The sequence below is a fragment of the Luteibacter sp. 329MFSha genome (genome assembly GCF_900111665.1).
In the GTDB taxonomy this organism is placed as follows: Bacteria; Pseudomonadota; Gammaproteobacteria; order Xanthomonadales; family Rhodanobacteraceae; genus Luteibacter.
Genome location: NZ_FOJE01000005.1, coordinates 41,323 through 62,437, shown reverse-complemented (window position 1 = coordinate 62,437; position 21,115 = coordinate 41,323). Strand labels below are relative to the sequence as shown.

The following is a 21,115-nucleotide window of genomic DNA, read 5'->3' as shown; positions in this document are numbered from 1 at the left end:
TCACAGCACCCGGGCGGCGGGGCCGTCGATCGGGGCGACGAGCACGTCGCTCGGGTGACCCGCGGCGAGGAAGGCCGCATGCATGTCGCGCGCGGCGGCGGCGGCGGAATCCCTGTCCTCGAACCAGCCGAAGACGCTCGGTCCGGCGCCGGAGATGCTCGCGCCGAGCGCGCCATGGTCGAGCGCCGCCTGTTTCACCTGCGCGAAGCCGGGGATCAACGGCGCGCGTCGCGGTTCGACGAGCACGTCGGAGAGCCCCTCGCGCACCAGCGCCGCGTCGCCGCGATAGCAGCCGGCGAGCACCATGGCGAGGTTGGCGCTCTGCGCCACGAACTCGCCGAGCGCATAGTGCCCGGCCAGCGCGGCACGGGCCTTGCGCGTCTCCAGCACCACGTGCGGATGCACGAGCGCGCAATGCCATTCGGCGGGAACCGGGATGCGCACGAGGCGGTGCTCCGTGGCGAGCACGAGTCCGCCGAGCAGCATGGGGCCGAGGTTGTCGCCGTGACGGCTGCCGCTGGCGACGACCTCGCCGTCGAGGGCGAAGGGGTAGAGCGCTTCGCGCGGTAGCGGTTCGTCGAGCAGTTCGTTCGCGGCGACGACGGCGGCGACACAGGACGCGGCGGAGCCGCCCATGCCGGAGCCCAGCGCGATGCCTTTATGCAGTGTCAGCTCGAAGCCGAACGGCAACGCGAGCCCGTGCATCATGGAAAGCAGCGCGGCGCCGGCGGTGTTCTCGGCGGCGGCCATGGGCAGGTCGGTGATCACGCCATCGATGGCCACGATGCGCACCTCGCGTTCGGCGATGCGACGCACGTCGGCGCGATCGCCGGCACCTTCCACGGTATGGCCGAGGATGTCGAAGCCGATGCCGACGTTGCCGACGCTGGCGTATGCCTCGGCGATGGCGACATCCGCACGGACGAGGGGCGAGGATTGTTCTTTCAGCATGCGCACCGTTTTACTCCCATCGCGCCCGCCACGCGCAGCAGGTCGGTGAATACCGCCGCCGCCGTGACCTCGGGGCCGGCACCCGGCCCCTGGACGACCAGCGCATTGTCGCAGTAACGGCGCGTGGCGAAACGCAGGACGTTGTCCGTCAGTTGGGCGTGTGCGAAGGCATGGTCGCGCGGCACCACCTGTACGCCCACCGAACCGTGGCGGCCGTCGAACCGCGCCACGTGGCGCAGTACACCGCCCGCCATGCGTGCTTCGGCCAGCAGCACCGCCATGGGGCCGTCGAGCGCGGCGAGGCCGGCCATGAAGTCGTCGCGCGACGCATCCGCCAGCGGGGCGGGAACGAGGCTGCGCACGGCGATGTCGTCGAGCGAGAGGGCGACCCCCGCCTCGCGCGCCAGGATGACGAGCTTGCGCGCGACGTCCATGCCGGAAAGATCGTCGCGGGGATCGGGCTCGGTGTAACCCATCGCGTGGGCCTCGCGCACCAGCGCCGAGAACGGCACGGACCCGTCGAAGCGGTTGAGCAGCCACGCCAGCGTGCCCGAGAGCATGCCCTCCACCGCCATGAGCTCGTCGCCGGTGTCGAGCAGGTCGCGCAGCGTCTGCACCACGGGCAGGCCGGCGCCGACCGTGCCCTCGTAATGAATGCTCGCGCCGCTGGCCGCGGCCGCCGCGCCGATCCGCCGCCAGCGCTCCAGCGGCCCGCTGCCGGCCCGCTTGTTGGGCGTGACCACGTGGATGCCCGCACCGATCCACCCCGCGTAGTGGTCCGCCACGGCATCGCTGGCACTGCAGTCCGCGAGCACGGCCGGCTCGCCGTGCTCACCCGCGACATATGCGGCGAACTCGTCGAGTTCCGCCGGTCGCCAGGTCTGCGCGCCGTGGGTGCGTCCGTTGAGGGCGTCGTCGTCGCAGTCCAGCCACATGTGCCGGCTATCGCAGACGGCGCGCAGCCGGAGGTCGAGGTGGCAGTCGCGCAGCAGGCGCGGCGCGGCGGCGCGCAGCTGGGCGAGCAGGGCGGTGCCGACCTTGCCGGGCCCCACGATGCCGAGGTTCACGACGAGCGGGGCCACGGCCGCGCGCGCGGGTGCGGCACGTAGCGGTGAGCGGTGGGGAGCGATGGCGATGGACACGGGTCAAGCCTCCGGTGGAAGGCCCGTTCGTCGCGTCAGGTGGGATGTCGGCTGTCGAGGTTCCGGCGCCGGTCCCGTCCTGCGGGAGGTCGGGGCCGGCAGCGACAGGGAACTAAGCGCGCGCGGACTCCGATCCTCCGACGTTGGTCGTGGTCGTGGTTGTCGTCGTCGCGGAGGAAAGGAACGCGGGCGCGCCGGCCATGAGGGCCGGGATGAAACGCAGCGCTGGCGCGTGGTTGGACATGGCCCGACGTTATGCCCGGGTCTCGGGGGCTGTCAAGCGGCCGGATGGCCTAGGGGCTGCTCTCACAGGAGCGGACCCGGCCGCGATGGGTGCTTGCTTCGGGCCCCCATCGCGGCCAGGTCCGCTCCTGCAGGTGGCGCGGTCAGCGCTTCGACAGGTCGATCGCGTACACGGCCGTGCCGTCGCCGTTGTCGCGCAGCTGGCGGATGGGCAGGCCGAGCGACTTCGCCACGTCTTCCTTGCCGCTGGCCGAGGTGAACGTGACGGGACCCTTCGTCTTCACCGGTGCGAAACGCCAGGACGCCTTGTCGACATCCTTGCGCGTCAGCGTCTTCTTTTCCTCCACCCAGTGGATGACGACCTCGCGGTTGCCGTCCGGTGCGTTGAGCACGACGTTGTCGCCCTTGAGGCCCGGGAACTCGCCGCCGCCGTTCGCGCGGTAGTTGTTCGTCACGACGATGAAAGGCTGCGACGGCTTGACCGGCTTGCCCTTGAATCGCAGGTCGGAGATGCGCTCGCCTTCCGGCTTCGATACGTCGATGACGTAGGTGATGCCACCCTGCATCTGGTCGAAGTTGTAGCCGGCCATCTTGCCGATCAGCGGCTGCTCGCCGTCCTTCGCAGGATCGATGCGGTTGAAGCGCGACGCGGCCTTCTCGAGCCACGCCTTCACACCCGCGCCGTCGATCTTCACCGCGGCGAGCGTGTTCGGATAGAAGTAGAGATCGGACGCGTTGCGGATCGTCATCGGGCCCTTCGGCACGTCCGTGAAGTCGTCCGGGCCGCCGAAGCCCGTGCGGAACGCCGCCGCCGCCGAAATCACCGGCACGTCCTTCCACTCCGGGTTCGTCCGGGCGAGTGCCTCGCGCGCGTAGTCGATCTGCGCCGCGTTGACCACGGCGAGCGCGCTCATGTTGCCCTCGTCCGCGAAGTAGCTGGTCAGCGCGTGATCGGTCGCGCCGATCGGCGTGTTCACGTAGGCGACGGCGGCGTCGTGCGCCTCCTGCACGAGCGGCGCGATCGTCGGATCGGCGGCGACGCACTCGTTCTTCTTCGGGCAGATCGGGCGTACCTGGCTACGGCTCTTTTCCTTGTCGACCACCCAGCGATCGACCTCGCGCTTCAGCGTCATGTTGATGACGCCGAGATCCTTACCGAAGAAGCCGCCCATCACCGCGGGCACGCCGCGCACGATGCCGCGCTTCGCGTCGACGTCCTTCATGTCGGCGTAGCGGGGGCCGGGAAACTCGGTATGCGAATGGCCGAGCAGGAGCGCGTCGATGCCCGGCACACCGGCGAGGTACCAGCCGCCGTTCTCCATCTGCGGCGTGTACGGCGAGGTGTTCAGGCCGCCATGCAGGATGGCGACGACGAGGTCGGGATGCTGCGCCCGCAGCTCGGGCATGAACCGGTTCGCGGCTTCGACGACGCCGTCGACGGTGACCTTGCCGGCGAGGTTGCGCTTGTCCCAGTCGAGGATCGGCGGCGGCGTGAAGCCGATGATGCCGATCTTCAGCGTGGTGGTGACGGCCTTGCCGTCGACACCCTTGGCCGTGACCGTCTTCGTGACGATCGTCCACGGCTTGAAGATCGGCTTGCCGTCGCGCGCGCTGTAGACGTTGGACAACACGATCGGGAATTTCGGTCCCGCGCACTCTCGGGCGTTCACGCCGTCGACGTTCATCGCGGTGTTCGTCACCTGCGCGAGGAACGGCAGACCGTAGTTGAACTCGTGATTTCCCGCGGTGCCGCCGTCGTAACCGATGGCGTCCATCGCCTTGTAGATCGCGAGCTCGCTGTCGCAGCCGATGGGCTTCACAAGCGCCTGGTAGTCGGCCAGCACGCTGCCCTGGATGGTGTCGCCGCTGTCGAACAGCACCGTGTTCGGGAATTCCTTGCGGGCCTGGCGGATCAGCGTCGCGACCCGCTCGTAGCCGAAGCTGGTGTCGTCCTTCTGCTTGTAGTAGTCGTACGAAAGAAGATTCGAGTGGACGTCCGTCGTCTCGAGGATCGCGAGGTCGAGCGTCGCGCCATCCTTCACCCCGGCAGGTGCCGCGGTCTTGCCGGAAGGTGCGCCGGCGCAGGCGGCGAGCAGGGCGGCCGAGAGCGCGGCCAGGGCGAGGGGCTTGAACATGCGGAAGTCCGGTGGGGTTTCGGGGCGAAAACTAGCAGATATGCGGCTGGAAGTGCGACGCGCGTCACTCGTATCGGTGTCTTCTTCCCGCGGTAAAAAAACGTACACACACATCGCGCACGCTCGCCGGCTTCCCTGCCACGCGATTCCCCGATGATCTTCACCCGCCGCACCCTGTTCCTCGCCCTCGCTTCCGCGCTCGCCCTGCCGACCCACGCCGAAGACGCCACGCCGCCGAAGACCCAGGATCTCGAGGCCGTGTCCGTGATCGGCCAGGGCGAGACACGCCAGGTGCAGCGCATCGTGCCCGACGACCAGAAGGTGCTGCCGCCGGGCACCAGCCCGCAGAAGATCCTCAATCGGCTGCCCGGCGTTTCCGTGCAGTCGAACGACGCGTTCGGCGCCAACGAGGAGTCGCAGTCGATCACGCTGCGCGGCTTCAATACCACGCGCCTCGGTTACACCCTCGACGGGCTGCCGCTGGGCGACAACGCGTACGGCAACTACAACGGCCTGAACATCTCGCGCGCGCTGATCGCCGAGAACATGGCCACGGTGGAGCTCTCCGAAGGTATCGGCGCGCTCGGCACGGCATCCACCAGCAACCTCGGCGGTGCGATCCAGTATTTCTCGGCCGACCCGGCGAAGACGTTCGGCGGCAGGGTCGCGCAGACCTTCGGCAGCGATCACAATCGCCGCACCTACGCACGCATCGACACCGGCGACTACAAGGGCTTTTCGATGTACCTGTCCGGGGTGCACGCGGATGCGGACATGTGGACGCGCCCCGACTCGCCGACGAACACGAAGCAGTTCAACGGCAAGGGCGTGTACGAGTTCGGCGAGGGCAACCGCATCACCGGTTTCGTCGATACCTCGCGCACGAGCCAGGCCGATTACGCGTATCTGTCGAAGAGCGGCCTGCGCCGCGGCCTCGGCTGGGACTGGAACCTCTACGCGCCGGACTGGAACCGCGCCCTGGCGGCGGCGTATTGCGCGCCCGCCTATACGAAGGGTGGCGTGAAGGATCCGCGCTGCGGCTTCTCCGGCGGCGTCGACAACATCGACGACGCGTACTACCAGAGCCGCGCGCTGCGTCGCGACGACCTCTACTACCTGGCGGGCGATTTCGCGGTCGCCGACGCGGCGACGCTGCACACGCAGGTCTACCACCACGAGAACGCGGGGCAGGGGCACTGGTGGTCGCCCGGCCAGAAGTCGTTCCCGGGCACGCCGCAGGAGCTTCCGATCTCCATCCGCAGCACCAACTACACGATCAATCGCAACGGCGCGATCGCATCGCTGTCGTGGGACATCGGGGCCCATCATGTCGAAGGCGGGGTGTGGTACGAGAAGAACGACCACCACGTCGAGCGCAACTTCTACTACATCGACGGCCCGGTCAGCGACGACTACTACCTGAAGAATCCGAACCGTCGTCTCTTCGCGCAGGACTATACGATCACGACGAAGCAGGCGTACCTGCAGGACAGCTTCAAGGCGATCGACGACCGCCTAAGCGTCGACATCGGCGTGAAGAGCCCGCACACGACGATGACGGCGCGCGAGCTTCCGGGTGTCGAGAGCCCGTACGCGAACGGCACGCTGAAGGCCGGCAAGTCGCTGCTCCCGCAGGCGGGCCTCGCCTTCCAGCTGGCGCCGGGGCAGGAAGTGTTCCTGTCGTACGCGAAGAACATCGCCGCGTTCCAGGGCGGCGGCGCGGGCGGTCCGCTCTCCGTGTCGCAGGCCGCGTTCGACGGGACGAAGTCCAACCTGAAGCCAGAGGAATCGCGCTCGATCGACGGCGGCTTCCGTAGCGTGGGCGAAGGGTACGAAGCCTCGGTAGCCCTGTACGACGTGAAGTTCGACAACCGCCTGCTTTCCCTCAACCCCTGCCCGAGCATCGAGGTGGGCACGCGACCGGAATGCAACACGGCGTTCGTGAACGTCGGCTCGGTGAGCAGCCGCGGTGCGGAGTTCACCTTCATCTGGAAGCCGGTCCGCGGCTTCGAGTGGTACAACTCAGCCTCGTTCAACCGCTCGACCTACGACGACAATTACGTCGCCAACGGCCAGGTCGTCCCGGTGAAGGACAAGACCACCGTGGACACGCCCAAGCGCATGTTCGCCAGCGAGATCAGCTGGCGCGAGGGGCCGTGGTCGGCCAGCCTGCGCGGCAAGTACACCGGGCGCCGCTGCTACACTTATACCAACGACCAGGGCGTCGCGGGTGCCACGTCGTTCGATTTCGGTGCAAGCTACGACTTCGGACCCGTCGCGAGCCTGAAGGCCCTGACCCTCGCCCTGAACATCACGAACCTCACCGACCACCGCTACGCGACGAACCTCACGGCGTTCGCGGCGACGGATCCGCAGGGTCGTGCCCTGGCCTTCCACGCGAGCGCGCCGCGGCAGAGCTTCGTCACCCTGACGGCCGATTTCTGATGCGGGGAACTGGTCTATCCTCGTGCGCTCTTGCCCTGCTGCTCGGAGCGCTGCCGATGTCCACCCCCGCCGCCACGGCGACGCCCATCGCGTCGAAGGTCCTCGTCATCGGTCATCGCGGCGCGAGCGCGCTGCGTCCCGAGCACACGCTGGCGTCGTACGCGGTGGCGATCGAGGATGGCGCCGATGTGGTGGAGCCCGATCTGGTCTCGACGAAGGACGGCGTCCTGGTGGTGCGCCACGAGAACGAGATCGGGGGCACGACGGATGTCGCGAGCCACCCGGAGTTCGCGGCCCGACGTACGACGAAGACCGTCGACGGCGTCGCCATCACGGGCTGGTTCACCGAGGACTTCACGCTCGCCGAACTGAAGACGCTGCGCGCCCGCGAGCGCCTGGCGGACATCCGCAAGGCGAACGCGGCGTTCGACGGCCAGTTCAGCGTGCCCACGTTCGACGAGATGATCGAATTCGTGGCCGCGGAGGCGTCCGCACGGCGCCGGGTCATCGGCATCATTCCCGAGATCAAGCACTCCACCTATTTCCGCGGCACCGGCCTGCCGATGGAAGACAAGGTGCTGGCGACGCTCGCCGCGCACGCCTACACGCGCACGGCGCCCGTCGAGATCCAGTCGTTCGAGGTCGGTAACCTGAAGTACCTCCGTGGCAAGCTGGGCGCGTCGCATCCGAACATCCGGTTGCTGCAGCTCATGGAGGCGGGGGCGGAACATCCCGCCGACGACCCGTCGACGACCTATGCCGCGATGATGAGCCCCGCCGGCCTGAAGGCCATCGCGGCCTACGCGGATGCGATCGGGCCCTCGACGCGCAGCATCATCCCGCTGGGTGCGGATGGCCGGCTCGCCGCGCCGACGACGTTAGTTCGTGATGCCCATACGGCGGGACTCGAGGTGCATCCCTACACGTTCCGTCCCGAGAACCATTTCCTGGCGGCCGATTTCCGCAACGCGGCCGGCGACGCCACGCGCAACGAGGCGGGCTCGGTGGCAGAGATCCGCGCCTACCTCGCCACGGGTATCGATGCGTTCTTCACCGACGATCCGGCGCTGGGGCGCAGGGCCGTCGACGGGCGTTGATCCTTCTCCCGCCCCGTGCCCGCTGCCGCGGGGATCGCCGATGCGATCGGCTCCCACCTTTCGGCTGCCGGCGATTCGGGGCTCCATGAGGCGGACGCCTACACGCTGTGTAAGCGTCCGCCGGGGACAGGGCCAGCCCCTCCCGCTATGATCCCGGGTCAGCCAGCCCAGGGTCATCCTCATGTCGTTAGCCAGGTTCCTCCGCCACAAGTCCGTCGAGCAGTTGCAGGCCGAGGTCGGCCAGCGGAAGGACTTCCGGCGTGTCCTCGGCCTGTGGCAGCTGACCGCGATCGGCATCGGCGGCATCATCGGCGTGGGCATCTTCGTGCTGGCCGGACAGCAGGCGGCACTCAACGCCGGCCCGGCCGTCGCCCTCAGCTTCATCATCGCGGGCTTCGGAAGCGCGTGCGCCGCCCTGTGCTACGCGGAGTTCGCCGGGCTCATCCCGGTAACCGGCAGCGCCTACACCTATGGCTACGCGGTTCTCGGCGAGGGTGCGGCATGGATCATCGGCTGGGACCTGCTGCTGGAGTACGCGCTGGTGGTCGCCGTGGTGGCGATCGGGTGGTCCGGCTACGTGCAGGTGTTGCTCGCCACGGCGGGCGTGCACCTGCCGGAATGGGCGCAGAAGAGCATGAGCGCCGACACCATGAAGTATTACTGGCAGCACGCCATGGGCTCGCTGGGCGTGAGTTACGCGAACCCCGTCGCGGCACCAACCGACGGCCACCGCTTCAACGTCATCGCGGCGGGTATCTCGCTGCTGGTGGCGATCCTGCTCTCGGTTCGCACGGAGTGGGGCGCGCGCCTAAACACGCTCATCGTCGCGATCAAGGTGCTCGGCGTGGCGCTGGTGATCGGCGTGGGCGCGTTCTTCATCAACACGGCGAATTGGCACCCGTTCATCCCGGAACGCATCTTCGACGACAAGGGCGTCGGTCACTTCGGCTGGCATGGCGTGCTCACCGGTGCCAGCGTGGTGTTCTTCGCGGTGTTCGGATACGACACGCTGACCACGGCGGCGGAAGAAGCCCGCAACCCGCAGCGCGACCTTCCGCGCGCCGTGCTGCTCTCGTTGGCGGTCGCGATGGTGCTCTACATCGCCGTCTCGCTCGTGCTGACCGGCATCGTGCCGTATGCGAGCCTGAGCGGCGAGGCGTCCGTTTCGGACGCCTTCAACGCGATCGGCCTGCCGTGGATCAGCAACGTCATCGCCGTCGCCGCCGTGATCGGCGTCATCAGCGTGCTTTTCGCCTTCATGCTCGGCGCGGCGCGCATCTGGTTCGCCCTCGCGCGCGACGGCCTGTTGCCCGCGTGGTTCGCCCGCGTGCACCCGCGCTTCGGCACGCCGGCCCGTCCGACGATGATCCTCGGTATCTTCACCGCGATCGTCGCGGGCTTGCTGCCTATCGGCGAAGTGGCCGAGCTGGTCAACATCGGCACGCTCAGCGCCTTCATCCTGATCTGCGCCTCGGTGCTCGTGCTGCGGGTGCGCAAGCCCGGCCTGGAGCGGAAGTTCCGGACGCCGGCGGTGTGGTTCGTCGCGCCGCTCGGCATCCTCTTCTCGCTCGCGCTGATCTGGGGCCTGCCGTGGATCACGTTCGAGCGCTTCGCGATCTGGATGGCGATCGGCCTGATCGTGTACTTCACCTATGGCGTGCGCCACAGCAAGCTCAACGGCGCGAGTCAGTAAACCATTTCGAGACGGCGCTCTCCCTCGTCCGGGAGGGCGCCTGCCATGTACTCGCGCATGCGTCGCTGGTTCTCGGGCGTGTACCGATAGCAGTTCCTCCGCAACGCGTTCGAGTGCGAGTACAGGTTCGTCTCGCACGGCCAGAAGCCGGACCATTCGACGCTTGCATCCTCGTGCACGCCGCCCAGTGTGTGACCGTATTCGTGCGCGATGACCGTATAGGGTCCATTGAGCGAGGCGACGGCATGGTCGCCGCCGAGCCATGCCCGACCGTAATGGCCCGGCTCGATGGCGTCCGGCGTCAGCAGCATGAACTTGAACCACGAATGGCCCGGGATCGGCATGAGTCCTTCGCGCATCACCAGGCGCTGCATCGAAAGTGTCCAGCGGCCAAGAAGATCGCCATCGTGGCGCGGGATGTCCGTAAGGCCTGGCATGCGTCGCCGGTAGACGGTCTGGACGCGCCTGACCGCCAGGATGCGTCGCATGTCGACGGCCCACCACGCGACGTAGCCGGCGTGGATGTGCTGGTCGGAACGGTCTTCGACGTCGTCGTGCACGAACATGTGGAATCCGACCGTCGAAAGTCCCTCGTGCGGGTTCGGCGAGAGTCCTGACGTGGTCGGCGGCTCGTCGGCGACGGACGCCACCGCTCGCGCCGTCGCCGCGGCGCTTTCGGCGGAACCGTCGCGACGCAGACGATGAGGTCGCTCGGTATCGCCCGAGTAACCCGTGATCGACACGCCGGTGGCGTCGGCCACGGTGATGTCCAGGTGGCCGGCCGATCGTACGACGACGGCCGGCTTGCCTTGCCATGTCGCCATGTAATGCGTGCCACGTGTGCCATCGGAAAACGCGGTGTCCAGCCCTTCGACGAGCGAGGTCACCACGAGCTCGCCGCTGCTGGCGTCGCGCGCCTCGGCGTCTCCCGCGGGGAGCGCGACGCGCTGCGGAAGGCCAGCGGCGACGGCCTCGTCGAAAGCGCGGAGCGGACCGGAGGTGCTCGCGAACGCGGGGGCGGCCAGCACCACGGTGCATACCGCGAGGATCTTCAAGGTCGGTGATCCGGACGTGGCCATGTCAGTCCACCAGCGGCAGGCTGAGCGACGACGGGTCGAGAAGCGCCGGACCATCGGCGTGCCGGGAAAGATACGCGCGCATGCGGTCTTCGTTCGCGGCGGTATACCGGTAGCAGTTGGAAAGCACGGCGACGTCGCGAGGGTACAGATTCGTCTCGCAGGGCCAGACATAGGACCACCAGATCGCCGAGTCGTCGTGCACGCCGCCGAGCGTGTGTCCGAACTCGTGCGCGATCACGTTGTAGGCGCCGGAAAGCGATGCCATGGCCTGGTCGCCGCCGAGCCACGCGAGGCCGCTCGTGTTCTCCCGCACGGCGTTCTTCGTGACGAGCATGAACTTGTATTCGAACCTGCCCGGCTCGTAATGCAGCCTCGCCCTTGTCGCGTATTCCTGCGCGGCGAGCGTCCATTTCCACATCGACGCCTCGCGTCCATAGGTCAGGTCGGTCATGCCGGGACGGTTCTGAAGGTAGTACGTGCGGAGCCGATAGGCGGGGAGGATGCGCTGCATGTCCGCGATCCACCAGGCGACGTAACGCGCATGGATATGTCGCCGCGACGTGCCGGCCGTGTCGTCGTGGAGGAACATCCAGAACTCCAGCACGGGTGCCGTTCGCGGCTTGCCCGACGACGTGGCGCTCGTCGCGGTGTCGGCTCGGGCGGTCTGGCCGCTGGTGGAGGCGACGGGCGATTCCGGCCCGACCGGTTTGGCGGCCGGGAGCTGGTGTGCCTGTTCGGAATCGTCGCTGTAGCCGACGACGTCGACGCCATCGCCGCGCGGCACGGTGATGTCCACGTGCCCGGTGGAGCGAGTGATCACGGCAGGGTCGCCCTGCCAGGTGCCGACGAACGTCGTCACCGGCTCGCCGTCGGGAAAGCGGACATCGGCGTCGAGCGGCGCACGGATGGTAAGGGATGCGTCGTCCACGCGCGCCGTCGCACCTCTCGCGTCGTCGGTGGGTGAGGGCAGGACGACCGTGGCGGGGAAGCCGGCGCGGATCGCGGCGTCGAAGCGATCGAGGACATCGCTCGCCGCCGCTGGCGAGCAGGCGAGCGTCGCGATCAGGCAGGCGAGCGCGCTGCGCGAGGGTGTTGCCGTCATGGGGAGATTCCTTTCCCTGCAGGCGTCGTGGCGACGCGGGGCGGGGAAGATAGCTCGCCGCTCACGCGGGAGGGGGCCGGAATCGCGCGCCATGTCGAAACCCTACGCGTCGTGGTGTACCGGCGGAAATAACGCGCCTGGGACGCGGCGGCATTGAAACGGCGGACCCCACCACCTACCTTGGAACTTCGATCCGCCAACCAGGCTTTCCCATGACCGACCTTTCGTCGTTTCCCATCGCTTCCCGCTGGCCCGCCAAACATCCGGACCGCCTGCAGCTCTATTCGCTGAACACGCCCAACGGCGTGAAGGTCTCGATCATGCTGGAGGAGCTTGGCCTTCCCTACGAGGCCCATCTCGTCGATATCGGCAAGAACGAAAGCAAGGCGCCCGAGTTCGAATCGCTTAACCCGAACGGCAAGATCCCCGCGATCGTCGATCCGGACGGCCCGGGCGGGCAGCCGATCGGCCTGTTCGAGTCCGGCGCGATCCTGCTCTACCTCGCGGAGAAGACCGGGCGCTTCCTGCCAAAGGACGAGGCGAAGCGCTGGGAGACCATCCAGTGGCTCTTCTTCCAGATGGCCGGCATCGGTCCGATGTTCGGTCAGGTGGGCTTCTTCCATAAGTTCGCCGGCCGCGAGTACGAAGACAAGCGGCCCCTCCAGCGCTACGTCGACGAGTCGAAGCGCCTACTCGGCGTGCTCGACCGGCAGCTGGCAGGGCACGACTGGATCGTCGGCGACGAGTACACCATCGCCGACATCGCCACGCTCGGCTGGGTCAACAACCTGATCACGTTCTACGGCGCCCGCGAGCTGGTGGGCTTCGACGCCTTCGCCAACGTGGCCGCATGGCTGGAACGCGGCATGTCGCGTTCAGCCGTGCAGCGCGGCCTGAAGATCCCGTCGAGGGGCTGAGCGCAGGCCTCGGTTTCGACTCTCCTGCCACATCCTTGCTGGAAAAAAGGGCCGCGTGAGCGGCCCGTCGTCGCGCATGAAGTGTCAGGACGCCATCAAAACCGGAATTCGGCACCCGCGGCCCACGCTCCGATGTTCTGGTCGAAGTCGGACGAACGTTCGCTATGGGTGTGGAAGCGGAAGCTGTAGTGCTCGTACCCGAGCGTCACGCCGAAGTTGTCTGTGAAGTCGTAGCCAACGGCGAGCCCGCCGTAAAAGCCGGTGTCGTTCGACGTACTGCGATCGTGCCGGCTATGCTGGCCCGGCAGGACGATCACACCCACGTACTCGTAGCTGGACTTCTGTTCGCTGCGGGTGCGTGCCAGGCCCGTACGTAGCGTCAGCGACCAGCCGTCGCCGATCAGCCACTTCGAGTTCGCGCCCAGCAGGACCGCCTTGTTGGTGAGCTTGGTCCTTATATCGAACGGAAGGATGATGCTGCCGTTCGACCCCCTGTAGTCGGCGCCTCCCAGATCGACGTAGCCCGCTTCGGGTCCGATCGACCAGACCTCGTCGATGGTCCAGCGATAGCCGCCGATCACGCCGAACATCGTGTCCTTCTTGTCGGCGTGGTAACCGGCGCCATGGTCGTCAGGACCGAAGTCGCTGGACTGGCCGTCGATGGAGGTGCGGGATTGCCCGGCCGAGACGGCGATGAACCCGTCGCCACGCGCGCAAACCGGCGCGGCAGCCGCGCCGAAAACGGCGGCCAGCGCCGCCAGACACAATACCTTTTGCATGGGTTTCCCTGTTCCTGATGATGTCCGCCGGCTCCTGCGCCGTGCGGTCCCGCTCGCGCGGGCACCGAATCTTACGACATATCCACCGGGGCCGACCGTGACCTCTGGCATGGGGCGACCCCCTCCCCGCCGTTTAGGATCGAAGGCTTGCGCAGGGCCCTCGGGGCGGCGCCGATCCGCTCGCAGGGAAGAAAGGGCGACCACCATTTTCCCCAGGGGAGAACGACTTGAAATCCACCATGCTTGCTTCCGCGCTGCTGGCCGCCCTCGCGGGCGTCGGCGCCACCGCCGTTCGCGCGGACGATCTTTCCACCGTGCCGGCGCCGCAGGACGTCGCTTTCGACGGCGTGCTGAAGGTGACGGTCGACGCGACCGATCTCGATCGCCGCATCTTCCGCGTGCATGAGACCGTTCCCGCGAAGCCGGGCCCGCTGACGCTGCTGTTCCCCGAGTGGATCCCCGGTCACCATTCGCCGAGCGGCCCGATCGACCAGTTCGCCGGCCTCATCGTCACGGCTGGCGGCAAGCGCATCGAGTGGAAGCGCGACGAGTACAACGTGTATGCGTTCCACGTGGACGTCCCTGCAGGCGCGACGTCCGTCGACGTCGAATTCCAGACGCTGACGCCGCAGGACACCCGCGGCGGCCGCATCGTCATGACGCCCGACATCGTCAACGTGCAGTGGAACCAGGTCTCGCTGTATCCGGCGGGATACCGCGCCGACCGCATCCAGGTCGAGCCGACCGTGAAGTTCCCGGCCGGTTTCCAGTTCGGCACCGCGCTCGAACAGGCCAGCAAGAGCGGCGACACCGTCACGTTCAAGGCGATCGATTACGACAACCTCGTCGACTCGCCGATCTTCGCCGGCCGCTACTTCAAGCGCGTCGACCTCGACCCGAACGGCCGTTCGCCGGTGCACCTGAACATCGTCGCCGACAGCGCAAAGTCGCTCGAGATCAAGCCCGAAGCGCTGGACATCCATCGCAAGCTCGTTCAGCAGATGGACAAGCTCTATGGCGCGCGTCACTACAACCATTACGACTTCCTGCTGGCGCTGACCGACAAGCTCGGCGGCATCGGTCTCGAGCACCATCGTTCGTCCGAGAACAGCGCGTCGCCCAACTACTTCACCGAGTGGGACAAGAGCTGGGTCGGTCGCGACCTGCTCGCGCACGAGTACAACCACTCGTGGGACGGCAAGTACCGTCGCGGCGCCGATCTCGCCACGCCGAACTTCAACGTGCCGATGGGCGACAGCCTCCTGTGGGTCTACGAAGGCCAGACGCAGTTCTGGGGCAACGTGGTCGCCGCCCGCTCGGGCCTGCTCTCGCAGGACCAGGCGCGCGACATGCTCGCGTTCGTCGCCGCCACCTACGACAAGGGCCGTCCGGGTCTCGCCTGGCGCAACATCCAGGACACGACGAACGATCCCACGATCGCACAGCGTCGCCCGCTCTCGTACCGCAACTACTCGATGAGCGAGGACTACTATTCGGGCGGCCAGATGATCTGGCTCGACGTGGACACCAAGCTGCGAGAGCTGACGAAGAACAAGCGTTCGCTGGACGATTTCGCGAAGGCGTTCTTCGGCATGAAGGACGGTGACTGGAAGGTCAATCCGTACACGTTCGAGGAAGTGGTCTCGACGCTCAACGGCATCACGCCGTACGACTGGGCGAAGTACCTGCGCGACCGCGTCGACGGCCACAAGGGCGACCTGGAAGGCATCGAGCGCGGCGGCTGGAAGCTCGTCTACAACGACAAGCCGTCGGAAGCGTCGAAGGCCATCGAGGCGCGCCGCCATTACGTCGACCTGACCTACTCGGCCGGCTTCGCCGTGTCGTCGAAGGGCGACATCGCCGACGTGCGCTGGGACGGCCCGGCCTTCAACGCCGGCCTCGCGCCGGGCATGCACATCGTCGCGGTGAACAACAAGGAATTCGACGGCGACGCGCTGAAGGATGCCGTGACCGCCGCGAAGACCGACAAGGCACCGATCGAGCTGCTGGTGAAGAACTTCGACCAGTACAAGACGATCCGCATCGACTACCACGACGGCCTCAAGTACCCGCACCTCGAGCGGGACAAGAGCAAGCCCGACTGGCTGGGCGAGCTGTACAAGGCGAAGTAAGCACGACAGGGAAGGGCGCCGGAAGGCGCCCTTCTTCGTTTCAGCGTGCCACGTCACCGTCCATCGGGCCCGCTGCCGCGGGATCGCCGATGCGATCGGCTCCCACCCTTCGGCACACATCGGCGCACGCTACCATCCCTGCCATGACCTCCCGACCCACGCCTCCAGGAATGGAACTCGATCGCGCCCACGCGCGCCGCCGGCGTTTCATGTTCGCCTTCTGGCTACTTGCCTTCGGCAGCGCCGCGATCAGCAACACGCTGACGTTGCGCATCGACGCCGAGCGCCACGGCATCGCGGCGTCGGCATGGGAGATCGCGACCAACGAGTTCACCAGCATGGTGGTGTCGCTGGCGATGCTGCCGTTCCTTCTGCGCGCCTGCGACCGTTGGCCGCTGCACGCCGAGACGTGGCGTCGTCGTCTGCCGTTCTACGTCGCCGGCAGCATCGCCTGGTGCATCGGCCACATCGCCGGCATGGACCTGCTGCGCCTGGCGATCTTCTCCGCGACGGGCATCGGCTACGACCCGGGTCCGCTCTGGCTACAGGTCGTCTACGAATACCTGAAGGACGTCCGTACGTTCTTCATCGTCGTGGCGCTATGGCACATGGTTGCGTGGGTGGGCCGGCAGGTGAAAGGCGAGGCGCACCTGCTGGTGGCGCCCGACGACGCGCCGGCCGTCGAGCCGGTCGATCGCCCCGATCGCTTCCTCGTGCGCAAGCTCGGCCGCGACTTCCTCGTCGCCACCGCCGACATCGAATGGGCGCAGGCGTCCGGCAACTACGTGAACCTGAGGGTGCGCGGTCGCGACTATCCGCTGCGCAGCACGCTGGCGGCGCTGGAGGCACGGCTGGACCCCGCCGTGTTCGTGCGCGCGCATCGCAGCTACATCGTGCAGCTGTCCCAGGTGACCTCGATCGAGCCGGTGGACTCCGGCGACGCCCGCCTGCACATGGCCGACGGCACGGTGCTGCCATGCAGCCGCCGCTACAGGGAAAGCCTGCGCGCCGCGGCGGCGGGCGCCGAGCCGGTCCGCGCCCGGGCCGGATCCGGAGGCTAGGCCGCCGGGGTCATACCCGCTACAATGCCCGTCCGCCGTTACGCGCCTGTAGCTCAGCCGGATAGAGTAGTGGCTTCCGAAGCCATTGGTCGGGGGTTCGAATCCCTCCAGGCGCGCCATTCTTCCCCTCCGTGGTTCCCGCGGTTCACTTCGAATACGAAGTGAAGACGAGATCGCTGGCAGCCGGCAGCTTCTTGTGACATGCGTAGCACGCGTTCACCAGCGCGACGCTCTGGTTGGCCTTGCCGTCGTTCTCGAACTGGGCGTAGCCCCAGCCATCGGTGTCGGGGAAGCGCTTCGAATCCTTCACGCTGATCTGCACGTTGATCGGATCGCCGGCGACGAACGACTGGTCGCGGCCGAAGATCGCGTTGTTGCGTGCGGACGATTCGTACCTCCACGCCAGGCGCGCGATGATCGTGCCATCGGGATACGGCAGCGTGCCTGCGCGAAACGCCTTCATGGCGATGTCGTTGCCGAGGATGACGCGGATGTCGTTGTTGTTGCCCGCCTCGTGCGCGACGCTGATGGTCTGCCAGTCGCGGTAACCCTCGGGAAGGGCGACACCGAAGACGGGCGAGCGCGATGTGTCGCCGTGTCGGACCGCCGGTTCGCTGGCGAAGGCGCCGAGGGTGATGATGCCACCCACGATGAGTGCCATGGCGGCGACGAGCAGGAAGCGGTAGGGCATGGTCGTGTACTCGCTTGGGTGGTAACGCGGAGTGGGTACGCCTGGGATCAGGATGGCAGCGGTAGCGCGATGCGTCTTGGCGAATCGATCAGGGCATGTCGAGGCTTCTCGTGCCTTGCACGTGATGCAGCGGGATGGGCCTTCGACGTAGGCGACCCACCCCGGGGAACCTCGATGCCGCCATCGAGCGCGTGCCGCAGAGCGTCGGCGTTCGTGGCGGCGGAACGGGGGCGGGGAAGGGGTCAGGCGGCGACGTCTTCGACGAGGTGGATCTCGACATCGATGTTTCCGCGCGTCGCCTTCGAGTACGGGCAGGTGCGGTGCGCGGCCTGGATCAGCGCGTTGGCGACGTCGGTGGCCAGGCCGGGCAGCGTCACGTTGAGGCGCGCCTGGAGGTAGTAGCCGCCTTCGCCCGTGCCGAGGTCGATCTCGGCATCGACGGCCGTACCCTTGGGCAAGGCGATCTTGCGTTCGGCCGCGGCCAGTCCCATCGCGCCGATGAAGCAGGCGGACCAGCCGGCGCCGAGCAGCTGCTCGGGGTTGGTGCCCGTGCCATGGCCGCCGGGAGGCGTCAGCTTGACGTCGAGGCGGCCGTCGTCGCTGCGGGCCTGGCCGTCGCGGCCGCCAGTGATGTGGGTCTTGCCGGTGTAGAGGACGTTCGTGATCTGAGCCATGGTCTGTTTCCCTTGGGAAGTGTCGGCTGCGGATCAGCCGGTGTGACAAGGAGACCGTGGCGGCGTATCCGGGCTGTGTCCCCGCGGCGGCGGAAGCGCATCGAAACGTGTAGCGGATCGGCGCGGATACATTGCGGTACAAATCACGCGCCTCCGGCCCCCGGAGCGGCCGTCCGCGTCTTGTACGTATCGATACAAAAAGCCACCCCGGCGGACACGCCACGGATAACGGCGCGGCGTTGAATGGGCACCCTGCGCAGAACCGATGCGCCCTCCCTGATATCCGAGGTGCTTCCCATGAAATCGTTCCGTCTCCTCGCCGCTTCGCTCGTCGTCGCCATCGCGCTGATCGCCGCGTGGCCGGGTCACTGGCAGACCGCGCGTGCGGGCGAGTCGACCGCCGCGACGCCCGCCCCGGAATTCACCGGCATCGACCGCTGGTTCAATTCGCCGCCGCTGACCGTGGCGGGCCTGCGTGGCAAGGTCGTGCTCGTGGAGTTCTGGACGAACGAATGCATCAATTGCATCCACGTGCTGCCGCACACCAGGGCGCTCTACGAGAAGTACAAGGACAAGGGCCTGGTGGTGGTCGGCGTGCATACGCCCGAATACGACGAAGAGCGCGATCCGGCGACGGTGCAGGCCGCCATCCGCCGGTTCGGCATCACCTGGCCGGTGGCCCAGGACAACGAGCTGGCGACCTGGAACGCCTGGGGCAACCAGTTCTGGCCGGCGCTCTACCTGATCGACCAGAACGGAAAGGTGGTGTATCGCCACTTCGGCGAGGGAAACTACGAGCAGACCGAGGACCGCGTGCGCCAGCTCCTGCAGGAGAAGGCATGATGTGGGCCGAGGCCGATCCCGAACGCATCGATAACGTTGGAGAGCTGGAAGGCGTGGAACACATCGATCACATCCTCGTCGTCGACGACGACCATGGCATCCGCACCGGTGTCGTCGACTACCTGCGCAAGAACGGCCTGCGCGCCAGCGCGGCGGCCGACGGCCGCGACATGATGGCCCAGCTCGAAACGTCGGCCTTCGACCTCATCGTGCTGGACATCATGATGCCGGGCGAAGACGGCCTCGCGCTGTGCCGCAACCTTCGCGCTGGCAAGCATCGCGCCGTGCCGGTGCTGCTGCTGACCGCGCGCGACGACGAGACCGATCGCATCATCGGCCTGGAGATGGGCGCGGACGACTACGTCACCAAGCCTTTCTCACCGCGCGAGTTGCTGGCCCGCATCAAGGCCGTGATCCGCCGCACGCGCATGCTTCCGCCCAACCTGCGCATCACCGAGACCAGCGACACGATCTCGTTCGGACAGTGGCGGCTCGACACGACGGCGCGCCATCTCCTCGACGCCGACGGCACGGTGGTGTCCTTGAGCGGCGCGGAATTCCGGCTCCTGCGCGTGTTCCTCGATCATCCCCAGCGCGTGCTTTCCCGCGACCAGCTGCTCAACCTCACGCAGGGCCGCGACGCCGAGTTGTTCGATCGCTCGATCGACCTGATGGTGAGCCGTCTTCGCCAGCGCCTTCGCGACGACGCCAAGGAGCAGGCGTACATCAAGACCGTCCGCAGCGAGGGCTACGTGTTCTCGATGCCCGTGACCGTGCACGGGGACGCTCCATGAGCGAGGCGGCGCGCCGCGCGCCCGCCTGGCGTCCGTGGCCGCGGAGCATGGCCTCGCGGCTGTACCTCATCATCTTCACCGGCCTGCTTCTCGCGCAGGCGCTGTCGGTGGCGCTCGTCCTCTACGAGCGCTTCCAGTCGGCCACCTCGGTCATGCTCAACACGCTGGAGAACGACGTCGGCACGTCCGTGGCCGTGCTGGACCGGGAAGCGCCCGAGGAACGCGCGAGCTGGCTGCCGCGGCTGCGTCGCGACAATTATCGTTTCATCCTCGGACCGGGCGATCCGGGCGAGCCGTTGACCACGCGCCGCGCCCGCGACGTGACGCAGATGATCGCCAGGGAAGTCGGTGCCGGTTACCGCGTGCGTGGCGAAACCGTGTCGCGCTCGCCCGAGCGCTACCAGGTGCATTTCACGCTGCACGATGGCTCGCCGCTGACGCTCGAGATCACGCCGCGGGGCGTGATGCCGGTGGCGGACTGGCTGCCCGCCGTGCTGGTGTTGCAGGTGGCCGTGCTTCTCGCATGCGGCTGGTTCGCCGTGCGCCAGGCGACGCGACCGCTGCTTAGGCTTGCGCGCGCGGCGGATGGCATCACGCCGTCGGTGGACGGCCCACGCATGGCGCAGGACGGGCCGACCGAAGTCGCCCACGCGGCGTCGGCGTTCAACGCGATGCAGGATCGCATCGGCCAGTACCTCAAGGAGCGCCTGCACATCCTCGCGTCGATCTCGCACGACCTGCAGACGCCGATCACGCGCATGCGCCTGCGCGCGGAATCACTGGACGAGGGCGTCGAGCGCGATCGCCTCCTCGCCGACCTCGCGGAAATGGAACACCTCGTCCGCGAAGGCGTGACCTACGCGCGCAGCGCGCACGGCGGCGACGAGACGCCGGTACGCATCGACGCTCATGCATTCCTCGAGAGCCTCGTGTTCGATTATCAGGACACCGGCAAGCCCGTCACGTTGACCGGAAGCATCGAGGGCGTCGCCACCGTGCGTCCACGCGCGCTGCGCCGCGTCCTCGGCAACCTCGTCGACAACGCGGTGAAGTACGGCGGCTCGGCCGAAGTCGGCGTGTGCCGTGATGGCGGAGCGCTGTGCATCACCGTATCGGATCGTGGGCCCGGCATTCCCGAGGGCGAACTCGACGACGTGATGCAGCCGTTCTACCGTCTCGAGGCCTCGCGCAATCGCGACACCGGTGGCGCCGGCCTCGGGCTGGCCATCGCCCTGCAGCTGATGCGTTCGATCGGCGGCAACCTGACGCTGGCCAACCGCGAAGGCGGTGGCCTGGTAGCGACGGTGGTCCTGCCCTGAAGCAAGCTTGCTGAAGCA

At 67.5% G+C, this 21,115-nt stretch carries 16 protein-coding genes, 1 tRNA gene and 1 pseudogene; 10 read left to right on the top strand and 8 right to left on the bottom strand.

Annotation, left to right across the window (positions count from 1 at the left end; genetic code table 11):
* From BMW54_RS17340 to BMW54_RS17330, 3 genes are all read right to left on the bottom strand, one after another.
* Nucleotides 1-951: a homoserine kinase gene (locus BMW54_RS17340; RefSeq protein WP_090059057.1), complete on the bottom strand. Its 951-nt coding sequence runs from the start codon at nt 949-951 to the stop codon at nt 1-3.
* Entirely contained in the window at nt 945-2,033 is a 1,089-nt protein-coding gene (locus BMW54_RS17335; protein WP_254779458.1) for a homoserine dehydrogenase family protein, read from the bottom strand. Before BMW54_RS17335 ends, BMW54_RS17340 begins: the two co-directional genes overlap by 7 nt.
* Nucleotides 2,034-2,479: 446 nt before the next feature.
* Nucleotides 2,480-4,471 (bottom strand): bifunctional 2',3'-cyclic-nucleotide 2'-phosphodiesterase/3'-nucleotidase, encoded by a 1,992-nt coding sequence (locus BMW54_RS17330; RefSeq protein WP_090058625.1) that lies wholly within the window; start codon nt 4,469-4,471, stop codon nt 2,480-2,482.
* Nucleotides 4,472-4,714: 243 nt separating this feature from the next.
* Between BMW54_RS17330 and BMW54_RS17325 the strand changes: the two are divergent.
* From BMW54_RS17325 to BMW54_RS17315, 3 genes and pseudogenes are all read left to right on the top strand, one after another.
* Nucleotides 4,715-6,916: pseudogene (locus tag BMW54_RS17325) on the top strand (TonB-dependent receptor); the annotation flags it as partial.
* 56 nt (nt 6,917-6,972) lie between these two features.
* On the top strand, nt 6,973-8,013 hold the full coding sequence (locus BMW54_RS17320) for a glycerophosphodiester phosphodiesterase (protein WP_090058621.1): 1,041 nt from the start codon (nt 6,973-6,975) through the stop codon (nt 8,011-8,013).
* Between the two features lie 181 nt (nt 8,014-8,194).
* A complete protein-coding gene (locus BMW54_RS17315; protein WP_090058618.1) occupies nt 8,195-9,706 on the top strand; it encodes an amino acid permease in 1,512 nt (503 codons plus the stop codon).
* Here BMW54_RS17315 and BMW54_RS17310 read toward each other — a convergent pair.
* Nucleotides 9,700-10,761, bottom strand: a complete 1,062-nt coding sequence (locus BMW54_RS17310) for a hypothetical protein (RefSeq protein WP_139206137.1) — start codon at nt 10,759-10,761, stop codon at nt 9,700-9,702. The two genes, BMW54_RS17315 and BMW54_RS17310, sit on opposite strands and share 7 nt — an antisense overlap.
* Before the next feature lie 25 nt (nt 10,762-10,786).
* The gene (locus BMW54_RS17305; RefSeq protein ID WP_090058611.1) at nt 10,787-11,887 is read right to left on the bottom strand and encodes a reprolysin-like metallopeptidase; all 1,101 of its coding nucleotides are present in this window, start codon (nt 11,885-11,887) and stop codon (nt 10,787-10,789) included.
* Nucleotides 11,888-12,099: 212 nt separating this feature from the next.
* Here BMW54_RS17305 and BMW54_RS17300 point away from each other — a divergent pair, with 212 nt between their 5' ends.
* Nucleotides 12,100-12,804, top strand: coding sequence for a glutathione S-transferase N-terminal domain-containing protein (locus BMW54_RS17300; protein WP_090058609.1), 705 nt, complete (start codon nt 12,100-12,102; stop codon nt 12,802-12,804).
* Nucleotides 12,805-12,899: 95 nt separating this feature from the next.
* On the opposite strand, the gene BMW54_RS17295 is transcribed toward BMW54_RS17300, so the two are convergent.
* The gene (locus tag BMW54_RS17295) at nt 12,900-13,583 is read right to left on the bottom strand and encodes an outer membrane protein (RefSeq protein WP_175472913.1); all 684 of its coding nucleotides are present in this window, start codon (nt 13,581-13,583) and stop codon (nt 12,900-12,902) included.
* 227 nt (nt 13,584-13,810) lie between these two features.
* Between BMW54_RS17295 and BMW54_RS17290 the strand changes: the two genes are divergently transcribed.
* The 3 genes from BMW54_RS17290 to BMW54_RS17280 all read left to right on the top strand — a co-directional run bounded on the left by BMW54_RS17290 (nt 13,811) and on the right by BMW54_RS17280 (nt 16,895).
* The gene (locus BMW54_RS17290) at nt 13,811-15,715 is read left to right on the top strand and encodes a M61 family metallopeptidase (protein WP_090058604.1); all 1,905 of its coding nucleotides are present in this window, start codon (nt 13,811-13,813) and stop codon (nt 15,713-15,715) included.
* Between the two features lie 143 nt (nt 15,716-15,858).
* The gene (locus BMW54_RS17285) at nt 15,859-16,776 is read left to right on the top strand and encodes a LytTR family DNA-binding domain-containing protein (RefSeq protein WP_343124122.1); all 918 of its coding nucleotides are present in this window, start codon (nt 15,859-15,861) and stop codon (nt 16,774-16,776) included.
* A gap of 42 nt (nt 16,777-16,818) precedes the next feature.
* Nucleotides 16,819-16,895: transfer RNA gene (locus BMW54_RS17280), tRNA-Arg, on the top strand.
* Nucleotides 16,896-16,921: 26 nt separating this feature from the next.
* Here BMW54_RS17280 and BMW54_RS17275 read toward each other — a convergent pair.
* Both BMW54_RS17275 and BMW54_RS17270 read right to left on the bottom strand, forming a co-directional pair.
* Nucleotides 16,922-17,467, bottom strand: coding sequence for a cytochrome P460 family protein (locus BMW54_RS17275; RefSeq protein WP_090058601.1), 546 nt, complete (start codon nt 17,465-17,467; stop codon nt 16,922-16,924).
* A 242-nt stretch (nt 17,468-17,709) separates the two neighbouring features.
* The gene (locus BMW54_RS17270) at nt 17,710-18,141 is read right to left on the bottom strand and encodes an organic hydroperoxide resistance protein (RefSeq protein ID WP_090058598.1); all 432 of its coding nucleotides are present in this window, start codon (nt 18,139-18,141) and stop codon (nt 17,710-17,712) included.
* A 297-nt stretch (nt 18,142-18,438) separates the two neighbouring features.
* On the opposite strand from BMW54_RS17270, the gene BMW54_RS17265 reads away from it, so the two are divergent.
* The 3 genes from BMW54_RS17265 to BMW54_RS17255 are packed head-to-tail and all read left to right on the top strand — an operon-like array spanning nt 18,439 to nt 21,097.
* Nucleotides 18,439-18,984, top strand: coding sequence for a thioredoxin family protein (locus BMW54_RS17265; RefSeq protein ID WP_090059052.1), 546 nt, complete (start codon nt 18,439-18,441; stop codon nt 18,982-18,984).
* Between the two features lie 53 nt (nt 18,985-19,037).
* A complete protein-coding gene (locus BMW54_RS17260; RefSeq protein ID WP_090059049.1) occupies nt 19,038-19,778 on the top strand; it encodes a response regulator in 741 nt (246 codons plus the stop codon).
* The gene (locus tag BMW54_RS17255; RefSeq protein ID WP_090058595.1) at nt 19,775-21,097 is read left to right on the top strand and encodes a sensor histidine kinase; all 1,323 of its coding nucleotides are present in this window, start codon (nt 19,775-19,777) and stop codon (nt 21,095-21,097) included. Before BMW54_RS17260 ends, BMW54_RS17255 begins: the two co-directional genes overlap by 4 nt.
* Nucleotides 21,098-21,115: the final 18 nt, after the last annotated feature.

Coding starts and splice junctions, on each gene's coding strand:
- BMW54_RS17305 (WP_090058611.1), bottom strand. CDS start 11,887: ATGACGGCAACACCCTCGCGCAGCGCGCTCGCCTGCCTGATCGCGACG.
- BMW54_RS17340 (WP_090059057.1), bottom strand. CDS start 951: ATGCTGAAAGAACAATCCTCGCCCCTCGTCCGTGCGGATGTCGCCATC.
- BMW54_RS17265 (WP_090059052.1), top strand. CDS start 18,439: ATGAAATCGTTCCGTCTCCTCGCCGCTTCGCTCGTCGTCGCCATCGCG.
- BMW54_RS17300 (WP_090058609.1), top strand. CDS start 12,100: ATGACCGACCTTTCGTCGTTTCCCATCGCTTCCCGCTGGCCCGCCAAA.
- BMW54_RS17320 (WP_090058621.1), top strand. CDS start 6,973: ATGTCCACCCCCGCCGCCACGGCGACGCCCATCGCGTCGAAGGTCCTC.
- BMW54_RS17285 (WP_343124122.1), top strand. CDS start 15,859: ATGACCTCCCGACCCACGCCTCCAGGAATGGAACTCGATCGCGCCCAC.
- BMW54_RS17315 (WP_090058618.1), top strand. CDS start 8,195: ATGTCGTTAGCCAGGTTCCTCCGCCACAAGTCCGTCGAGCAGTTGCAG.
- BMW54_RS17330 (WP_090058625.1), bottom strand. CDS start 4,471: ATGTTCAAGCCCCTCGCCCTGGCCGCGCTCTCGGCCGCCCTGCTCGCC.
- BMW54_RS17270 (WP_090058598.1), bottom strand. CDS start 18,141: ATGGCTCAGATCACGAACGTCCTCTACACCGGCAAGACCCACATCACT.
- BMW54_RS17295 (WP_175472913.1), bottom strand. CDS start 13,583: ATGCAAAAGGTATTGTGTCTGGCGGCGCTGGCCGCCGTTTTCGGCGCG.
- BMW54_RS17275 (WP_090058601.1), bottom strand. CDS start 17,467: ATGCCCTACCGCTTCCTGCTCGTCGCCGCCATGGCACTCATCGTGGGT.
- BMW54_RS17255 (WP_090058595.1), top strand. CDS start 19,775: ATGAGCGAGGCGGCGCGCCGCGCGCCCGCCTGGCGTCCGTGGCCGCGG.